The organism is Pseudomonas sp. S04 (assembly GCF_009834545.1).
Taxonomy (GTDB): domain Bacteria; phylum Pseudomonadota; class Gammaproteobacteria; order Pseudomonadales; family Pseudomonadaceae; genus Aquipseudomonas.
In genome coordinates this window covers 578,673-596,305 of record NZ_CP019427.1, presented here as the reverse complement: position 1 = coordinate 596,305, position 17,633 = coordinate 578,673, and the positions used below count along the sequence as shown (strand labels likewise).

Sequence of the window (17,633 nt, the reverse complement as noted above, 5' to 3'; positions counted from 1 at the left end):
TCGTGCCCGATGTTAACTGGCTGACACGCGAGGTGCCAGTCAGTTAGGTGCTGCTTAAGCTGCTACCACGACAACGCGTACGGTGGCTTCAACTTCAGCGTGCAGGTGCACGGCTACGTCGAATTCACCTACGTTGCGGATGGTGCCGTTCGGCAGACGAACTTCGCTTTTTGCAACTTCAACGCCAGAGGCGGTCAGTGCATCAGCGATGTCGTGAGTACCGATCGAACCGAACAGCTTGCCTTCGTCACCGGCGGTGGCAGTGATAGTCACTTCCAGCTCAGCCAGTTGGGCAGCGCGGCTTTCAGCCGAAGCTTTTTTGTCTGCAGCCAGTTTTTCCAGCTCAGCACGACGCTCTTCGAACGCAGCCAGGTTGGCAGCGGTCGCAGCGGTAGCTTTGCCGTAAGGCAGCAGGTAGTTACGGCCGTAACCAGCCTTAACGTTCACTTTGTCGCCCAGGTTGCCCAGGTTGGCGACTTTTTCCAGAAGGATCAGTTGCATGTGAAAATCCTCTTAACTTTTAACCTTCACCGTTCGCGTTATCGACGTCTTTCGGCGTCAAACGACCGCGAAAATCAATCAGGCTGTCGACAATGGCCAGGACCACCAGCAACGGATAGATCAGCTGCATAAACAGCAACAGCGTTACGTACAACCCCACCAGCCAAAACTTGGCCAGTCGCTTTTCAGCCACCAGCCCATGAATCAAGGCCAGCCCGGCGAACACCAGCGGTACGCTGCACAACGGCGTCAACATGGCCATCTGGGTACCGAAGTTCGGCCCCAGAAGCATGCACGCCAGCAGCAACATCGCCGGCCCCAGCGGGATTCGGATGGCGCGAAACTCGCGACCAAAACCACCGGGGTTGTACAACAACGCCTGCCAGTAGCGCCCGACAATCAGGCTCAGCACACTGACGATTTGCAACAAGGCCGCTATCAGGCCAGTCAGGACCGGTGCAATCAGGGCGGCGAGACGCGCTCGCTCCTCTACCGACAATTGCTGGTAGAGGTCACCGAGGGCCAGCGGCAGGATCTTGACCAGTTCCTGTGCCAGCATCTCGATGTGGGGACGGTAAACCGCACCCAGCACCACCGAAAACACCACTCCCATCGCTACGCTGACCAGCAGCGTGCGGTTCCAGGACTCACTTGCGCGTAAAACCAACGCAAGGCCCGAAGATCCCAGCAGCACCATGAGTGCCCGTGGATCATCGGAATACAGCCACCAAATCAAGGCTGGCAGCATCCCCAGAGCAAGGACGCCCAAGGCGTCCTTCAATCCGCGCCGCAGCAGCACCAGGCTCCCTGCGGCAGCACCCAACCAATACAACAACGGCAATGCCGCGCATCCGGCCACTACGAGAGTGGCCTGCATACGGCCGCGCATGATGAACTCAGCTATGGCACGCATGCATTCAATCCCTTACTACGTGTCGACTGCCCGGTCTCAGCGGCCGTGGCTGTCGGTGTAGGCCAGCAGGGCCAGGAAGCGGGCGCGCTTGATAGCGGTGGCCAGCTGACGCTGATAACGTGCTTTGGTACCGGTGATGCGGCTTGGAACGATTTTGCCGGTCTCGGATACGTAGGCTTTCAGAGTGTTGAGATCTTTGTAATCGATCTCTTTCACGTCTTCAGCGGTGAAGCGGCAGAATTTACGACGACGGAAGAAACGTGCCATTTGATAGGCTCCTTAAAAGGTCCGTGGATTACTCGTCAGCGTTATCGCTGTTGTCGCTGTCATCACTATCAGCGCTTTCGGCGCCTTCGTGCTCAGGACGGTCGCGACGCTCACGGCGCTCACTGCGGTTTTCTTCAGCCTTGAGCATCTCGGATTGGCCGGTAACGGCTTCTTCGCGACGGATGACCAGGTTACGGATCACTGCATCGTTGTAGCGGAAGTTGTCTTCCAGCTCGGCCAGGGCCTTGCCAGTGCACTCAACGTTCAGCATCACGTAGTGAGCCTTGTGAACATTGTTGATTGCGTAGGCCAGTTGACGACGGCCCCAATCTTCCAGACGGTGGATTTTGCCGCCGTCTTCTTCGATCAGCTTGGTGTAACGCTCAACCATGCCGCCGACTTGCTCGCTTTGATCCGGGTGGACCAAAAAGATGATTTCGTAATGACGCATGAATGCTCCTTACGGGTTGTAGCCTGCCGCTCAAAAGCGGTCAGACAAGGAGTGAATGACACTTATGGACTTGCTTGCGATAGACACATGCGTGCCTGCCGTCACAGCAAGGGGCGCAATTGTAGAGAAGGGACAGGAGAGGTGCAAGGTTATTGGTGAATATTTGAACAGTTCGTTCGCATGCGCATTTGCGCGACACCACAAACCCCTGTAGGAGCGAGCTTGCTCGCGATGAGGGCGCAATATTCAACATTGATGCCGAATGTTGCACCGCTATCGCGAGCAAGCTCGCTCCTACAGGGAACACAACCGGGTCAGGACTTTTTGCCGGTCCCTGCAGCTTTTACGCTGCGCTGACGCTGGGCTTCGAACAGGCAGACACCTGTGGCCACGGACACGTTGAGGCTGCTGACGCTGCCGGTCATCGGCAAGTGCACCAGGTAGTCGCACAGGTCACGGGTCAGGCGACGCATGCCGCTGCCTTCGGCGCCCATGATCAGGATCGTCGGGCCGGTCATGTCCTGCTGATACAGGCTCTGCTCGGCTTCGCCCGCCGTTCCGACCACCCACAAGCCACGCTGCTTGAGTTTTTCCAGGGTGCGCGCCAGGTTGGTCACGGCCACCAACGGAATCACTTCCGCAGCGCCACAGGCTACTTTTCGTACAGTCGGGGTCAGGGTCGCTGACTTGTCCTTCGGCACGATCACCGCCAGCGCACCGGCCGCATCGGCCGAACGCAGGCAGGCACCGAGGTTGTGCGGGTCGGTCACACCGTCGAGCACCAGCAACAGCGGTGCGCCGTCGGTACGGTCCAACAGCTCGTCGAGCATGGCCTCACCCCAGACCTGGCTCGGACTGACATCCGCAACCACGCCCTGGTGCACGCCCTCGACCCAGGCATCCAGCTCACGACGCTCGGCCTGGCCGACCGCAACGCGGTTTTCGCTAGCCAGCTCGATCAGCGTCTGCACCCGCGGATCGCTGCGGCCTTCGGCCAGCCAGATCTGCTTGACGCGTTTCGGGTGGTGACGCAGCAATGCTTCTACCGCATGCACGCCGTAGATTTTTTCCAACTGACTCATGACTTGGCCTTAGGTTTACGTGCCCCGCCGCTTTTGGCTGGAGCCGAGCCCGCTTTTGGCGGACCCTTACGGTGTTTACTCGGTTTGGCTGGCTTGCCGCCGGTGGCCTTTTCAGGCGCCGACCGTCCGGTCTTTCCCCCAGACGCCGCTTTACCACCGCTTTTCGCTTCGGCCAGCAACGCCTGTTTCATTTCCCGACTCTTGCGCACTTCGGCGTTTTTCGCCGCGGCATCGCTTGGGCGGTAGGCTTCGGCAGCCTTTTCCTTGGCAGGACCACGACGACCGGTTTTCGCCGGCGCCGGTTCTGCGGCGGTCTTGGCAGCCGGAGCGGCGGTTTCGCTGCCGCGCTTCTTGCGGCCGATCGGTGCGCTGATGGTTTTTTCCGCCATCTCGAAGTCGATCTTGCGCTCGTCCAGGTCAACCCGCATCACGCGCACTTCAACGGTGTCGCCGAGGCGGAAGCTGCGGCCGGTACGTTCACCGGCCAGGCGGTGGTGCACAGGGTCGAAGTGGTAGTAGTCGCCCGGCAACGCGGTGACATGGACCAGGCCTTCGACATAGATATCGGTCAGCTCGACGAACAGGCCAAAACCGGTCACGGCGGTGATCACACCCGGGAACGACTCGCCCACGCGATCTTTCATGAACTCGCACTTGAGCCAGTTCACCACGTCGCGAGTGGCTTCGTCGGCGCGGCGCTCGCTCATCGAGCACTGCTCGCCGAGTTGCTCCAGCGTCGCTTCGTCGTACGGATAGATACGCGCCTTCGGAATACTCATCGCGCCAGCACGCTTGACGTGCGGGGTGTTCATCTTCGAATGGATGACACTGCGAATCGCCCGGTGCGTGAGCAGGTCCGGGTAGCGGCGGATCGGCGAGGTGAAGTGGGTATAGGCTTCGTAATTCAGGCCGAAGTGGCCCTGATTGTCCGCGCTGTACACCGCCTGGCTCAACGAACGCAGCATGACCGTCTGGATCAGGTGGAAATCCGGGCGATCCTTGATACCGGCCAGCAAGGCCTGATAGTCCTTCGGCGACGGACCATCCTTGCCTTTGTGCAGGGACAGGCCGAGCTCGCCGAGGAAGGCGCGCAGTTTTTCCAGGCGCTCCGGTGGCGGGCCATCGTGAACACGATACAACGCAGGAATCTCGTGCTTCTTGAGGAACTCGGCGGTGGCCACGTTGGCCGCCAGCATGCATTCCTCGATCAGCTTGTGCGCGTCGTTACGCACAGTCGGGCGAATTTCCGCGATCTTGCGCTCGGAACCGAAGATGATCCGGGTTTCCTGGGTTTCGAAATCGATCGCACCGCGCACGTGACGAGCGGCCAGCAACACTTTGTACAGCGAGTAGAGCTGCTTGAGGTGTGGCAGGACGTCGTTGTACTCGCCGCGCAGTTGACGCGCCTCGGAGAGTTTCGGCGTTTCCAGCATCGCGCTGACCTTGTTGTAGGTCAGGCGGGCGTGGGAGTGGATCACCGCTTCGTAGAAGCAGTAGTCGGTCATTTCGCCGGACTTGGAGATGGTCATCTCGCAAACCATGGCCAGGCGATCGACGTGCGGATTCAGCGAGCACAGGCCGTTGGACAGCTGCTCAGGCAGCATTGGGATCACGCGCTCGGGGAAGTACACCGAGTTGCCGCGAACCTGGGACTCGTTATCCAGGGCCGAGCCGATCTTCACGTAGCTGGAAACGTCGGCAATCGCCACGTACAACTTCCAGCCGCCGGAGAACAGGCGCAGCTTGCCTGGCTTGGACTCGCAGTAGACGGCGTCATCGAAGTCGCGGGCATCTTCGCCGTCGATGGTGACGAACGGCAGATGGCGCAGGTCGATGCGCTTCTCTTTGTCCTTCTCTTCGACTTCCGGCTTGAGCTTGGCCGCTTCCTTGAGGACCGCTTCCGGCCAGACGTGAGGAATGTCGTAGGTGCGCAGGGCGACATCGATTTCCATGCCCGGCGCCATGTAGTTACCCACTACCTCGACCACGTCGCCTTGCGGCTGGAAGCGTGGGGTTGGCCAATGGGTAATCTTCACTTCAACGAATTGACCGACCTTCGCGTTGGCGTTGCGGCCCGGGGTCACCAGCACTTCCTGCTGGATCTTCGGGTTGTCAGCGACGACAAAGCCGATGCCGCCTTCTTCGAAGTAGCGGCCGACGATGGTTTCGTGAGCACGCGACACCACTTCGACGATCATGCCTTCGCGACGCCCGCGACGATCCAGGCCAGACACGCGCGCCAGGGCACGGTCGCCGTCGAACACCAGGCGCATTTGCGCCGGGCTCATGAACAGGTCGTCACTGCCGTCGTCCGGCACCAGGAAGCCGAAGCCGTCACGGTGACCGCTGATGCGGCCAAGGATCAGGTCGAGCTTGTCCACCGGTGCGTAAGTACCACGACGGGTGTAGATCAGTTGAGCGTCGCGCTCCATGGCGCGCAGGCGGCGGCGCAGGGCTTCGACCTGGTCTTCTGTGGTCAGACCAAACTCTTCGACCAGTTGCTCGCGGTTAGCAGGCGAACCTCGATCAGCAAGGTGCTGAAGGATCAGTTCGCGGCTAGGAATAGGGTTTTCATATTTTTCCGCTTCACGAGCGGCCTCGGGATCGAGGGACTGCCAATCGGCCATTAGAGAGTTTTCACCTTGTCTATATGCGGGTTAGTTTGGCATAGGCGTAATGAAACGGGAAATTTCAGGCTACTGAAGGCCCCAAATGCCCTTTCCTGCCGCCGGAATGCGACCGCCTGGCAGCATTCGTAAAGTTTTCCCTGTTTTTTTGATATCAGGGGTTTACAGTTAAAACGACGCTCCGTATAGTGCGCGCCATCGACGACGTACAGCGTTGCCGATACTGCCCAGATGGTGAAATTGGTAGACACGCCAGCTTCAGGTGCTGGTGACCGCAAGGTCGTGGAAGTTCGAGTCTTCTTCTGGGCACCAATTACGAGCTTGAGATTAGTTCAATTTCAAGGCTCACACAAAAACCCGCGAAAGCGGGTTTTTGCATTTTAGCGGTTTGATTTAATTTTATTAAATCAGGGGTTTACAGATCAAATAGCGCTCCGTATAGTGCGCCACATCAACAGCGGCAACGTTGTCGATACTGCCCAGATGGTGAAATTGGTAGACACGCCAGCTTCAGGTGCTGGTGACCGCAAGGTCGTGGAAGTTCGAGTCTTCTTCTGGGCACCAATTCAAATTCAAGGTCGATGATCTTGAATCTCACAAAAACCCGCGAAAGCGGGTTTTTGCGTTTCCGGCCTCCGAAAAACACCCCACCCTCTTCTGTAGGAGCGAGCTTGCTCGCGATGCACTCGAGACCAGCACTTGTTCTCAGACAGAACGCGCCATCGTTCACGCCCATCGCGAGCAAGCTCGCTCCTACAGGAATCAGCGTCCGCACTTGAGAAATAATATCGTTTATCATTGTTTCAAGTTTTTGCAATGCGACAGTGAGGAACCCTGCGAATGATGTTTCGAAATACCCTGCGCCGCGGCCTGACCTTCACGCTGCTAGGGCTGGCCCTGGCCTGCCCACTCACCCAGGCGGCCGATCCGGTTTCCCTGACGCTTTATAACGGCCAGCACAAGGAAGTCGGCGATGCCGTCGCCAAAGCCTTCGAAGCCAAGACTGGGATTCACGTCAACGTACGCAAAGGCAGCAGCAACCAGCTTGCCAGCCAGGTCGTGGAGGAAGGCGAGCGCTCACCCGCCGACGTGATCTACACCGAAGAGTCGCCGCCACTGAACAAGCTGGGCGAACAAGGCCTGCTGGCCAAGACCGACGATGCCACTCTGGCAGTGCTGCCCAAGGATTACGTGGCCAGCAATGGCACCTGGATCGGCGTCACCGCCCGGGTCCGCGTGGTGGCCTACAACCCGAAACTGATCGACGAAAAAGACCTGCCAAAATCGGTGATGGAGTTCTCCGATCCGAAATGGCAAGGCAAGGTCGGGTTCGTACCCACCAGTGGCGCGTTCCAGGAACAGGCCGTGGCGATCATCAAAGTGCACGGCATGGATGCGGCCGAAGAATGGCTGACCGGCCTGCGGGCGTTCGGCAAGACCTACAGCAACAACATGGTCGCCCTCAAGGCCGTGGAAAACGGTGAAGTAGCCACGGTGCTGGTGAACAACTACTACTGGTTCGCCCTGCAACGGGAAAAAGGCCAGCTCGACTCGAAGCTGTATTACTTCAGCGACGGCGACGTCGGCGGCCTGATCACCGTTTCCAGCGCCGCCGTGCTCAAGTCCAGCAAACACCCGCAAGAAGCCCAGCAACTACTCGCCTATATGGCCAGCGAAGAGGGCCAGCGTGTGATTACCCAGACCACCGCCGAGTACCCGCTGCATAAAGGCATGGAGTCGGACCGCGGACTCAAGCCGTTCAACGAACTGCAAGCGCCGAAAGTCACCCCGGCCGACCTGGGCAATGCCGAGGAAGCCCTGGAACTGGAACGTGAAGTTGGCTTGAACTGATGAGCGCCTCCCTGCCCGCCTCCGCCTCGCGCGCAGCCTATGTACCCCGGCGCAAGCGGCCTTCGATCTGGTTGCTGCTACCGGTGCTGCTGCTGGTCTGCCTGAGCCTGTTGCCACTGCTGTATGTCGGCCTCAAAGCCTGGCAGGCCGGCTGGGCGCAGGCGGTGCATCTGCTATGGCGGCCCTATGTGTTCGGCCTGCTGCGCAACACCCTGCTGCTGATGATCGGCGTCACGCTGGCCTGCGCCTTGGTCGGCCTGTCGCTGGCCTGGCTGCTGGAGCGCAGCAACCTGCGGGGGCGGCGCGTATGGGGAGTGATTCTGTGCTTGCCGTTTGCCGTCCCGGCTTTCGTCAGCAGCTTCACCTGGGTCTCCCTGAGTGCCAGCTTCGAAGGCCTGGGCGGGGCGATCCTGGTGATGAGCCTGTCCAAGTACCCGCTGATTTTCCTCCCGGTGGCGGCGACCCTGCGCAATCTCGACCCCGCCCTGGAGGAGTCGGCCCGCACCCTGGGCCTGAACCGCTGGGGCGTGTTCTTCAAGATCACCCTGCCTCTGCTCTGGCCCTCGCTGCTGGCTGGCTCGCTGCTGATTGCCCTGCACATGCTGGTGGAATTCGGCGCCCTGTCGATCATCGGCCTGCAAACTTTCACCACGGCGATCTATCAACAGTTTGAACTGGAGTTCAGCAACGCCAATGCGGCAATGCTCTCCGCCGTCCTGCTGGCGCTGTGCCTGGTGCTGTTGTGGCTGGAGCTGCGGGTGCGCGGCAAGGGCCGCCATGTGCGGATCGGCCAGGGTGCCGCGCGGCATGCCGAGCAGGTTCGCCTGGGCGCCCTGGCACCGCTAGGCCAGCTTTACTGCCTGTTGCTGGCGATTGTCGGCAGCGGGATTCCCCTGGGCATGCTCGGGTACTGGCTGGCGGTAGGCTCATCGGCAGCTTTCCCGATGGCGGCAATCGGCGAAGCGCTGCTGTCATCGCTGGCCTTGTCCCTGGGCGGCGCAGCGCTGTGCCTGGTGCTGGCGGTGCCCGTGGGCTTGCTGGTGGTGCGCTACAAGGGCCGCCTGGCGCTCTGGGCTGAACGCCTGCCGTATTTACTGCACGCGCTGCCTGGCCTGGTGATCGCCCTGACGCTGGTCTACTTCGCCTTGCACTATGTGCCGGCGCTGTACCAGACCTCGGGGTTGCTGCTGATCGCCTACGCCTTGCTATTCCTGCCGCTGGCCCAGGCACCGATTCGCACGGCCCTGAACAAGGCCGCTCCGCAACTCGAAGAGGCCGCCCGCACCCTCGGCGCGTCCTCGTTCAGCGCCTTTGTGCGAGTGACGCTGCCGATCATCTTTCCGGCGCTGGGCGCAGCCTTTGCCCTGGTGTTCCTCGATGCGATGAAAGAGCTGACGGCGACCCTGCTGCTCAGCCCGACCGGGCTCAACACCCTGGCCACCGAGGTCTGGGCTCACACTGCGAATGTCGAGTTTGCGGCAGCAGCACCCTATGCGGCGCTGCTGATTCTGGTGTCGGGGCTGCCGGTGTATCTGTTGACTACCCGGATGTATTTGAGTCGCTGAGATGGCTATTGCGGGCAAGCCCTACGCCCGGAACTGCCCCAGGCTGGCCTTCAACTGCGCCGCCAAGCCATCCAGCACTTTGCCGCTGGCCGTGGTTTCAACCACCGCCTGGGCCGCCTTCTCGGCCTGGGCATGGATGGTCTGGACCCGCCCACGCACCGCTTGCGCGCCCTTGGCCTGGTGCGCCGCCGCCTGGGTCGCCAGGCCGATGGCCGCATGCACTTGCTCGACGGAGGCCTGCACCGACTGCTGCAGCCGTGCATTGTCGCGTAATACCAACAACCCTTCGTTGGCCTGGCGCCCTGCCTGGCCGATCGCCGCAACCGCTTCACGCGCGCCCTGCTGCAGGGCACCGATGTGCGCCTGGATGTCGCCGGTGGAGCTTTGTGTCTTGCTCGCCAGTGCCCGCACTTCGTCCGCCACAACCGCGAAACCGCGCCCGGTCTCACCGGCCCGCGCCGCTTCGATCGCGGCATTAAGGGCCAGCAGATTGGTCTGCTCGGCAATGCCGTGGATCACTTCCAGGACCACCTCGATCTGCTCGCTTTGTTGGGCCAGCCGCTCGATCACCTTGGCGCCCGTATCCACCTGCCCGGCCAGCGCTTCGATCAAGCTGCCGACCTGAGCCGAGGTACGGGTGTTTTCATCGGTCGCCTGGCGAATATCCACCACCTGCTGCAAGGCCGCCTGCATGGCATGACTTTCAGCCTGCGCCTCGTCCGCCATCTGTGACAGCGCCCGCAGGCTCTCTGCCACTTCATCGCGCTGGGATTTCGCCGCGGCATCGGCCCCGGCGTTACGTTGGCTCATGGCGCCGATTTCCACACCTGTGCGCTGGGCCACATCACCGGCCTCGCGAACGATCGGCTGCAACTTATCCACAAACCGATTGACCGCCGACGCCATGTCACCGATTTCGTCCTGGCTGTTGATCTGCACGCGCTTGGTCAGGTCGCCCTCGCCCGCCGCCAGGTCATCCATCGCGGCAATCAGTAACTTCAGGCGATTGACCACTCGCCGCCCGAGCACCACCGCGAGCAGCAGCAACACACCGCAGCCGACCAGGGCCAACGCCATGCCGATCCGCCAGCGCAGAGTCGCCGCGGCTTCCTGTACGGTAGCGGTGGTATTGGCCTGCATCTCGCTGGCAGTGGCCTGCGCCGACTGCAGGCGCGCGCGCATGGCTGTAGCGCTGTCAGCCGCGGCGCCCTTGAGGCTGTCACCGACCAGCTGATCGCTGCTGGCGATCAGCGCCGAGAAGCGCTTGTCGAGTGCAGCCAGGTCCGCCTCGACCGAGGCCGTGGAAACCCCCATGAGTACCTTGCCGATTTCCACGCCATTAGGGTTGATCGATGCCTCGACGTAGAACACCGACAGATCGTTTTTCGCCGCATCCAGCACTTTATCCAAGGCGCGTTCGCCCTGGCCTTTCTCCAAAAGGGCCTTGTTGATCGGGTTTTCCCGGTTCAGGTAGCGGGTCAGGTGCTGGCCGGTGGCATCGTCGTACACCACAAACAACACATTGGGATTGCGCTGGGCGCGCCGGGCGAACTCGGACAGGGTCGGAACATCGCTGTCCCACATGGCGCGCGGTGCGACCGATGCCAGGAGCTGGGCCATGTCATTGGCCGAGTCCTTGAGGTCCTTTTCCAGGGTGGCGCGCAGTTGTGCCTGCTCATCCTCGAGTCGCGAAGACAAACCGGCCGTCAGGCGCTGACGGGTACTGGTGGAGAGGTTATCCAGACTGGAAGTGACCTCGCGTCCGGCCTGCTCCAGTTCACCCGAAAGCTTCTGGCTATCGGCGCCCAGACGCGCGCCCAGATCCGCCTCCAGGGCGGTCACGGTGCTCCGCGTCAGGGCAACCGCCACCAGCACCTGCACCAAAAGGGCGATACCAAGGGTAACGAATACGGGCCGCAACAAACGGCTTTGTAACAGTGAGAGAACGGCCGACACAGAAAATCCCTCTACTTGGATGCTATTAAACTGATAGCACGCTCGAAGGGATATTCACAGCAAAGGTCATGCCGCCCGGCAGGCACAAACGACAAAGGGCCCCATCAGGGGCCCTTTGTGTTTTACATCAACAGCTTATTAAGCGAACGGGTGACGCAGAACGATAGTTTCGTTGCGGTCCGGACCGGTCGAAATAATGTCGATCGGCGCGCCGATCAGCTGTTCAACGCGCTTGATGTAAGCACGGGCATTGGCTGGCAGCTCTTCCAGGGTTTTGGCACCCACGGTCGATTCGGTCCAACCTGGCACTTCTTCGTACACAGGCTGCAGGCCCAGGTAGCTGTCGGCGTCGGTCGGAGCAATGTCGTTGCCTTCTGCATCTTTGTAGCCGACGCAGATATTGATGGTCTCCAGACCGTCGAGTACGTCCAGCTTGGTCAGGCAGATACCCGAGATGCTGTTCACATCGATAGCGCGACGCAGGATAACGGCGTCGAACCAGCCACAACGACGAGCACGACCGGTAGTCGCGCCGAACTCGTGACCTTGCTTGGCCAGGTGCGCACCGACTTCGTCGAACAGCTCAGTCGGGAATGGACCCGAACCCACGCGCGTGGTGTAGGCCTTGGTGATGCCCAGGATGTAGTCCAGGAACATCGGGCCAACACCCGAACCGGTAGCAACGCCGCCAGCGGTGGTGTTGGAGCTGGTCACGTACGGGTAGGTGCCGTGGTCGATGTCCAGCAACGAACCCTGGGCGCCTTCGAACATGATGTCTTTGCCAGCGCGACGCAGGTCGTGCAGCTCGGCAGTCACATCCAGCATCAGCGGGGTGAGCAGCTCGGCGTATTCCTTGCACTCGGCCAGGGTCTTTTCGAAGTCGATGGCTGGCTCTTTGTAGTAACCCACCAGCATGAAGTTGTGGTAATCCACCAGTTCACGCAGTTTGTCTGCAAAGCGCGGCATGTTGAGCAGGTCGCCCACACGCAGGCCACGACGCGCAACCTTGTCTTCGTAGGCCGGGCCGATACCGCGACCGGTAGTACCGATCTTCAGCTCGCCACGGGCCTTTTCACGAGCCTGGTCCAGCGCTACGTGATACGACAGGATCAGCGGGCAGGAAGGGCTGACACGCAGGCGCTCGCGCACCGGTACGCCTTTCTCTTCCAGCTTGGTGATCTCGCGCAGCAGGGCGTCTGGTGCAACCACCACGCCGTTGCCGATCAGGCACTGCACGCCTTCGCGCAGTACGCCCGAAGGGATCAGGTGCAAGACAGTTTTTTCGCCATCGATCACCAGCGTGTGGCCAGCGTTGTGGCCACCTTGGTAGCGCACTACGGCGGCAGCATGTTCGGTCAGCAGATCAACGATCTTGCCTTTGCCCTCATCACCCCATTGGGTGCCCAGGACTACGACATTCTTACCCATAACACTTGTCCTCATTCGCGCAAACTTGGTGCCGGCAGCGGCCGGCAGGAAAACTCAAGAAGCCAGCGGCAATACTTGCCAAAGCCCGTTCTGCTGAATCAATTGCCGGTCGCAGTCCGCGTCACGGGCGGCGGCCAATGGTTGCCCAGGCAATGCCTGGACGACACGCTGACCCTCACTGCGCAACTGGCAAACCTGCTGCCAGAGTGCCGCATCCGTACTGTCAGGCATCCAGATACCGCCAGACGGTAGCTCGATCTCAGCACGCCCCAGGGTCACCAGGGTTTTCAAATCGGTGGAGAAGCCGGTGGCCGGACGAGCGCGACCGAAGTCGGCGCCGATGTCGTCGTAACGACCGCCCTGGGCAATGGACTGGCCAACACCCGGCACGAATACCGCGAACACCACACCGGTGTGGTAGTGGTAGCCACGCAGCTCACCCAGGTCGAAGTACAGCGGCAACTGCGGGAAACGCACGGACAGCCGCTCGGCAATCGCCAGCAAGTCGTCCAGCGCTGCCAGCACCGGCGCCGGCGCCTGGGCCAGGCGCTCACGGGCAGCAGCCAGCACTTCACGGCCGCCACACAGGTCGACCAGCGCCCGCAGCATGCCCGCCAGGTCGGCAGGCAGGCCTTCGGTCAAGGTAATGACCTCGTCGATAGCCTTGCGTTGCAAGGCGTCGAACAGCTGTTGCTCGACCTCACCGGACAAACCGGCCGCACGGGCCAGGCCGCGGTAGATACCGACGTGGCCCAGGTCCATGTGCACATCCGGCACATCGGCCAGTTGCAGCATGGCCAGCATCAGGCTGATGACTTCGACGTCGCTACTCGGGCTGGCGTCGCCGTACAACTCGGCGCCCAGCTGGATCGGGCTGCGCGAAGTCGACAAGGCACGGGGCTGCGCATGCAGCACACTGCCGGCGTAGCACAGGCGGCTCGGGCCTTCGCGGCGCAGGGTGTGCGCATCGATGCGCGCCACTTGCGGCGTGATGTCGGCACGAAAACCCATCTGCCGGCCAGACTGCGGGTCGATGACCTTGAAGGTGCGCAGATCCAGGTCCTGGCCCGCACCGGTCAGCAGGGATTCCAGGTACTCGATATGGGGAGTCACGACAAACTCGTAACCCCAGCTCTGGAACAGATCCAACACCTGACGGCGCGCCACTTCAATGCGCGCCGCCTCTGGTGGCAGTACTTCTTCGATGCCATCTGGCAGCAGCCAGCGGTCTACCGTTGCCATTACGCCATTCCCCTTTGATCCGGGCGGCCAACCCTCGGCCGGCCTTGAGTGAAGCAGAAAATGTCTGGCCCATGCACAGAATTTCACGCGCATGGACGACGTGGCGATCGGCCTGAATCCGGCCTCGCCAAACACTTTCCTCGAAAAACCTGTCGAGTTGTTCAACCCGACTGCACGCAATCAAACGTGCAGACGCAAAAAAGCCGGGAATTTCCCGGCTGCCGCATCATACACACGTTTTCCCAAAGGATCACCCCGCGAGAGGCTTTAGCCGCCCGGCGGGGTTCCTTTTGGATCAGTGTCGGATCAAGGCTTGGCTTTTTCCAGGTAACGGAAGAAGTCGCTGCTTGGATCCAGGACCATGACGTCGGATTTGTTCGCGAAGCTTTCACGGTAGGCACGCAGGCTACGATAGAACGCGTAGAACTCCTGGTCCTGGCCGTAGGCCTTGGAGTAGATCGAAGCGGCCTGGGCATCACCGTCACCGCGAACCTCTTCGGATTCACGATAGGCTTCAGCCAACAGTACGCGGCGCTGACGATCGGCGTCGGCACGGATGCCTTCTGCCAGCTCGTTACCCTTGGCACGGTGCTCACGGGCTTCACGCTCACGCTCGGTGCTCATACGCTCGAACACGCTGCGGTTCACTTCCTTCGGCAGGTCGATGGTCTTGACCCGAACATCGACAACTTCGATGCCCAGCTCTTGTTCCGCCATCTTGTTCAACGAAGCCGTGATATCCGCCATCAGCGCATCACGCTCACCAGACACCACCTCGTGCAGGGTGCGCTTACCAAACTGGTCACGCAGGCCCGATTCCAGACGGCGGGACAAACGCTCGTCGGCAATCTGCTTGAGGCCGGATGTCGCAGTGTAGAAGCGCTCGGCATCCTTGACTCGCCACTTGGCGTACGCATCGACCATCACGGCTTTCTTTTCCAGCGTCAGGAAACGCTGTGTCGGTGCATCCAGGGTCATCAGGCGTGCGTCAAATTTACGCACCTGGTTAACGTAGGGCACTTTCACATGCAGGCCTGGCTGGACATCAGCCTGGACCACGCGGCCGAACTGCAGCAACACCGCACGCTCGGTCTGAGCCACGATGTAGAAGCAGTTCCAGGCAGCGATCGCCACGACAACGCCGACAATAAGGGCGATCAGCGATTTATTGCTCATCAGCGACTCTCCCTGGTACGTGCCTGTTGCTGCAGATCTGCTGCCGCACGCGCATTCGCTTCATTGCTGCTGGCCGCGGCACCGGTCGCCGGAGCGCTGGCAGGACGGCCACTGTCGATCATCTTGTCCAGCGGCAAGTACAGCAGATTGCTCTGGCCATTCTTGTTGCCGGTCACGAGAACCTTGCTGGTGTTGCTGAAGACTTCCTGCATGGTGTCCAGGTACAGACGCTCACGAGTGACTTCCGGAGCCTTGCGGTACTCGGCCACCAGCTTGGTGAAGCGGTCGGCCTCACCCTTGGCGCGCGAGACTGTTTCGTCACGGTAACCGTTGGCGTCTTCGATGATGCGTTGGGCCTGACCACGCGCTTCCGGCACGACGCCGTTGGCATAGGTTTCAGCCTGGTTGCGCGAACGCTGCTCGTCTTCACGGGCACGGATCACGTCATCGAAGGCTTCCTGCACTTCACGCGGTGCCGCTGCGTTCTGTACGTTGACCTGGGTCACGGTGATACCGGTGCGATAGGTATCGAGGAAGCGTTGCAGACGCTCCTTGATTTCGCTGGCCATCAATTCACGACCTTCAGTCAGCACCTGGTCCATGGCGGTAGAACCCACCACGTGGCGCAGGGCACTGTCGGTTGCGTGCTGGAGGCTGATTTCCGGCTGATCGACGTTCAGCACGAAGTCCTGCAGGTTGCTGATCTTGTACTGCACGGTCAGCGGCACTTCGACGATGTTCTCGTCTTCAGTCAGCATTTGACCCTGCTTGGTATAGGCACGCTCACGCGTGACGTTTTCCATGTACTTCTTGTCGATCGGCGGGAGGTAGATGTTCAGGCCCGGGCCAACGGTCTCGTAGTACTTGCCGAAGCGCAGCACTACGGCTTGCTCCTGCTCGTCGACCACATAAACCGCGCTGTACAGCCACACGGCCGCCAGCACGACGAGGCCGATGCCGAGCAGGCCATAACCGCCGCCCTTGCTCGAACTACCGCCATCGTCACCACGTTTTTTACCACCACCGAACAACCCATTCAGGCTTTCCTGCAGCTTTCGGAAGGCCTCGTCGAGATCTGGTGGCCCCTTGCGGTCGCCATTATTGCGGCGCTTACCACCCCAAGGATCCTGATTATTCGAGTTGCCACCCGGCTCATTCCAAGCCATAGCGCTCTCCATCTGATAAAGCAAAGACGCACCCACGGCGCGCCGACCAATGCTACAGAATGCCCGTCATAGCGGCACAACCGCTTTTTCAGGCTTTTATTGCAAAGTGTGTTGCTCGATGAATTCCAGCGGCTGCATTCCCTCGCGGCTCACCAGTCGATTGAGTTCGACCCGTGGCAAACGAACGTCCAGCAAACTGATGCCTTCTTCGTCGTATTCTTCTTTCTGTACTGCGCCCAGCTCGAAGAACTGTGCGCGCAGTCGAGCGAATCGTTGCGGCAAACGCAATGTACCCACAAACAACTCACTGCCCAGCAACTCGGCAATCGCTTGCTCAAGTAATTCCAGACCACTGCCATCACGCGCCGAGAGCCAGACCCGTTGCGGCTTGCCATCGGCATCGCGCTGGATTTGTGGCTCAACGCCTTCAAGCAAATCGAGTTTGTTATAGACCTCGAGGATCGGCAAGTCCTGAGCCCCAATCTCGCCCAGCACCACCATCACCTGCTCGATCTGCAACATGCGATCCGGTTCGGCCGCATCGATCACGTGCAACAGCAAGTCGGAGTTGCTCGACTCTTCGAGCGTAGACCGAAATGCCTCGACCAGCTTGTGCGGCAAGTGGCGGATGAAACCCACAGTGTCCGCCAGGACAATCGGCCCCAGGTCGTCCAGTTCCAGACGGCGCAAGGTCGGGTCCAGCGTGGCAAACAACTGGTCAGCCGCGTACACGTCGGATTTAGTGACGTTGTTGAAGAGCGTGGATTTACCGGCGTTGGTATACCCCACCAGAGACACGGTAGGAATATCTGCACGCGATCGACCCCGTCGCGATTGCTCGCGCTGGCTACGCACTTTTTCCAGCCGCCCCTTGATCTGTCGCAGGCGAACCCGCAGCAGGCGGCGGTCGGTTTCCAACTGGGTTTCACCCGGGCCACGCATGCCGATACCGCCACCCTGACGCTCAAGGTGAGTCCAGCCACGAACCAGGCGGGTGCTCATGTGGTCAAGCTGGGCCAGTTCGACCTGGAGCTTGCCTTCATGGGTACGGGCGCGCTGGGCGAAAATATCGAGAATCAGACCGGTACGGTCGATCACGCGACACTCGAAAACACGTTCGAGGTTACGTTCCTGACTGGGCGTGAGGATGTGATTGAAAATTACCAGATCGGCCTTTTCGGCATGGACCAGGTCGCGTAGCTCCTCGACCTTGCCGCTGCCAATCAGGAATTTGGCGGTTGGCCGATGACGCGGCACGTTAAAAAACGCAACGGTCTCGGCGCCCGCCGAATTAGCCAGTTCCTGAAACTCCTGCGGATCTTCGCGCGCCTCAGGGTCCTGTCCATCCAAGTGAACAAGGATCACTCGTTCACCACCACCGTGGCGCTCAAAGAACAAAGGAGACTCC

General features: G+C 60.6%; 14 protein-coding genes and 2 tRNA genes. 4 read left to right on the top strand and 12 right to left on the bottom strand.

Translation table 11 applies throughout. The annotated features are described in order from the left end of the window. Positions 1 to 54: 54 nt before the first annotated feature. From rplI to rnr, 6 genes are all read right to left on the bottom strand, one after another. On the bottom strand, positions 55 to 501 hold the full coding sequence (rplI, locus tag PspS04_RS02550; protein ID WP_095169562.1) for a 50S ribosomal protein L9: 447 nt from the start codon (positions 499 to 501) through the stop codon (positions 55 to 57). A gap of 19 nt (positions 502 to 520) precedes the next feature. Further along, positions 521 to 1,414: a hypothetical protein gene (locus tag PspS04_RS02545; RefSeq protein WP_095169563.1), complete on the bottom strand. Its 894-nt coding sequence runs from the start codon at positions 1,412 to 1,414 to the stop codon at positions 521 to 523. A gap of 36 nt (positions 1,415 to 1,450) precedes the next feature. After that, positions 1,451 to 1,681: a 30S ribosomal protein S18 gene (rpsR, locus tag PspS04_RS02540; protein ID WP_002551829.1), complete on the bottom strand. Its 231-nt coding sequence runs from the start codon at positions 1,679 to 1,681 to the stop codon at positions 1,451 to 1,453. Positions 1,682 to 1,709: 28 nt separating this feature from the next. Then, positions 1,710 to 2,132: a 30S ribosomal protein S6 gene (gene rpsF, locus PspS04_RS02535; protein WP_003217491.1), complete on the bottom strand. Its 423-nt coding sequence runs from the start codon at positions 2,130 to 2,132 to the stop codon at positions 1,710 to 1,712. Between the two features lie 314 nt (positions 2,133 to 2,446). After that, positions 2,447 to 3,214 (bottom strand): 23S rRNA (guanosine(2251)-2'-O)-methyltransferase RlmB, encoded by a 768-nt coding sequence (gene rlmB, locus PspS04_RS02530; protein ID WP_159993457.1) that lies wholly within the window; start codon positions 3,212 to 3,214, stop codon positions 2,447 to 2,449. Then, positions 3,211 to 5,841: a ribonuclease R gene (rnr, locus tag PspS04_RS02525; RefSeq protein ID WP_159993455.1), complete on the bottom strand. Its 2,631-nt coding sequence runs from the start codon at positions 5,839 to 5,841 to the stop codon at positions 3,211 to 3,213. Before rnr ends, rlmB begins: the two co-directional genes overlap by 4 nt. A 225-nt stretch (positions 5,842 to 6,066) precedes the next feature. On the opposite strand from rnr, the gene PspS04_RS02520 reads away from it, so the two are divergent. The 4 genes from PspS04_RS02520 to PspS04_RS02505 all read left to right on the top strand — a co-directional run bounded on the left by PspS04_RS02520 (position 6,067) and on the right by PspS04_RS02505 (position 9,257). Then, positions 6,067 to 6,153 (top strand) — tRNA-Leu (locus PspS04_RS02520). A gap of 165 nt (positions 6,154 to 6,318) precedes the next feature. After that, a tRNA-Leu gene (locus tag PspS04_RS02515) sits at positions 6,319 to 6,405 on the top strand. A 276-nt stretch (positions 6,406 to 6,681) separates the two neighbouring features. Next, positions 6,682 to 7,692 (top strand): extracellular solute-binding protein, encoded by a 1,011-nt coding sequence (locus tag PspS04_RS02510; RefSeq protein ID WP_095169566.1) that lies wholly within the window; start codon positions 6,682 to 6,684, stop codon positions 7,690 to 7,692. Continuing rightward, entirely contained in the window at positions 7,692 to 9,257 is a 1,566-nt protein-coding gene (locus PspS04_RS02505; protein WP_159993453.1) for an ABC transporter permease, read from the top strand. Before PspS04_RS02510 ends, PspS04_RS02505 begins: the two co-directional genes overlap by 1 nt. A gap of 21 nt (positions 9,258 to 9,278) precedes the next feature. Here PspS04_RS02505 and PspS04_RS02500 read toward each other — a convergent pair whose 3' ends face one another. From PspS04_RS02500 to hflX, 6 genes are all read right to left on the bottom strand, one after another. Then, a complete protein-coding gene (locus PspS04_RS02500; protein ID WP_159993451.1) occupies positions 9,279 to 11,213 on the bottom strand; it encodes a methyl-accepting chemotaxis protein in 1,935 nt (644 codons plus the stop codon). A gap of 138 nt (positions 11,214 to 11,351) precedes the next feature. After that, positions 11,352 to 12,641 carry an adenylosuccinate synthase gene (locus PspS04_RS02495; RefSeq protein WP_095169569.1) on the bottom strand — a complete coding sequence of 430 codons (1,290 nt, stop codon included), beginning with the start codon at positions 12,639 to 12,641 and terminating at the stop codon, positions 11,352 to 11,354. A gap of 54 nt (positions 12,642 to 12,695) precedes the next feature. Next, positions 12,696 to 13,883: an ATP phosphoribosyltransferase regulatory subunit gene (locus PspS04_RS02490; protein WP_095169570.1), complete on the bottom strand. Its 1,188-nt coding sequence runs from the start codon at positions 13,881 to 13,883 to the stop codon at positions 12,696 to 12,698. Positions 13,884 to 14,189: 306 nt separating this feature from the next. After that, positions 14,190 to 15,059, bottom strand: coding sequence for a protease modulator HflC (gene hflC / locus PspS04_RS02485; protein ID WP_095169571.1), 870 nt, complete (start codon positions 15,057 to 15,059; stop codon positions 14,190 to 14,192). Then, positions 15,059 to 16,225 carry an FtsH protease activity modulator HflK gene (gene hflK / locus PspS04_RS02480; protein ID WP_095169572.1) on the bottom strand — a complete coding sequence of 389 codons (1,167 nt, stop codon included), beginning with the start codon at positions 16,223 to 16,225 and terminating at the stop codon, positions 15,059 to 15,061. Before hflK ends, hflC begins: the two co-directional genes overlap by 1 nt. A gap of 96 nt (positions 16,226 to 16,321) precedes the next feature. Further along, on the bottom strand, positions 16,322 to 17,623 hold the full coding sequence (gene hflX, locus PspS04_RS02475; RefSeq protein ID WP_095169573.1) for a ribosome rescue GTPase HflX: 1,302 nt from the start codon (positions 17,621 to 17,623) through the stop codon (positions 16,322 to 16,324). Positions 17,624 to 17,633: the final 10 nt, after the last annotated feature.

Excerpts from the sequence above, each read along its gene's own strand:
- rplI (WP_095169562.1), bottom strand. The coding sequence starts at position 501 with ATGCAACTGATCCTTCTGGAAAAAGTCGCCAACCTGGGCAACCTGGGC.
- PspS04_RS02545 (WP_095169563.1), bottom strand. The coding sequence starts at position 1,414 with ATGCGTGCCATAGCTGAGTTCATCATGCGCGGCCGTATGCAGGCCACT.
- rpsR (WP_002551829.1), bottom strand. The coding sequence starts at position 1,681 with ATGGCACGTTTCTTCCGTCGTCGTAAATTCTGCCGCTTCACCGCTGAA.
- rpsF (WP_003217491.1), bottom strand. The coding sequence starts at position 2,132 with ATGCGTCATTACGAAATCATCTTTTTGGTCCACCCGGATCAAAGCGAG.
- rlmB (WP_159993457.1), bottom strand. The coding sequence starts at position 3,214 with ATGAGTCAGTTGGAAAAAATCTACGGCGTGCATGCGGTAGAAGCATTG.
- rnr (WP_159993455.1), bottom strand. The coding sequence starts at position 5,841 with ATGGCCGATTGGCAGTCCCTCGATCCCGAGGCCGCTCGTGAAGCGGAA.
- PspS04_RS02510 (WP_095169566.1), top strand. The coding sequence starts at position 6,682 with ATGATGTTTCGAAATACCCTGCGCCGCGGCCTGACCTTCACGCTGCTA.
- PspS04_RS02505 (WP_159993453.1), top strand. The coding sequence starts at position 7,692 with ATGAGCGCCTCCCTGCCCGCCTCCGCCTCGCGCGCAGCCTATGTACCC.
- PspS04_RS02495 (WP_095169569.1), bottom strand. The coding sequence starts at position 12,641 with ATGGGTAAGAATGTCGTAGTCCTGGGCACCCAATGGGGTGATGAGGGC.
- PspS04_RS02490 (WP_095169570.1), bottom strand. The coding sequence starts at position 13,883 with ATGGCAACGGTAGACCGCTGGCTGCTGCCAGATGGCATCGAAGAAGTA.
- hflC (WP_095169571.1), bottom strand. The coding sequence starts at position 15,059 with ATGAGCAATAAATCGCTGATCGCCCTTATTGTCGGCGTTGTCGTGGCG.
- hflK (WP_095169572.1), bottom strand. The coding sequence starts at position 16,225 with ATGGCTTGGAATGAGCCGGGTGGCAACTCGAATAATCAGGATCCTTGG.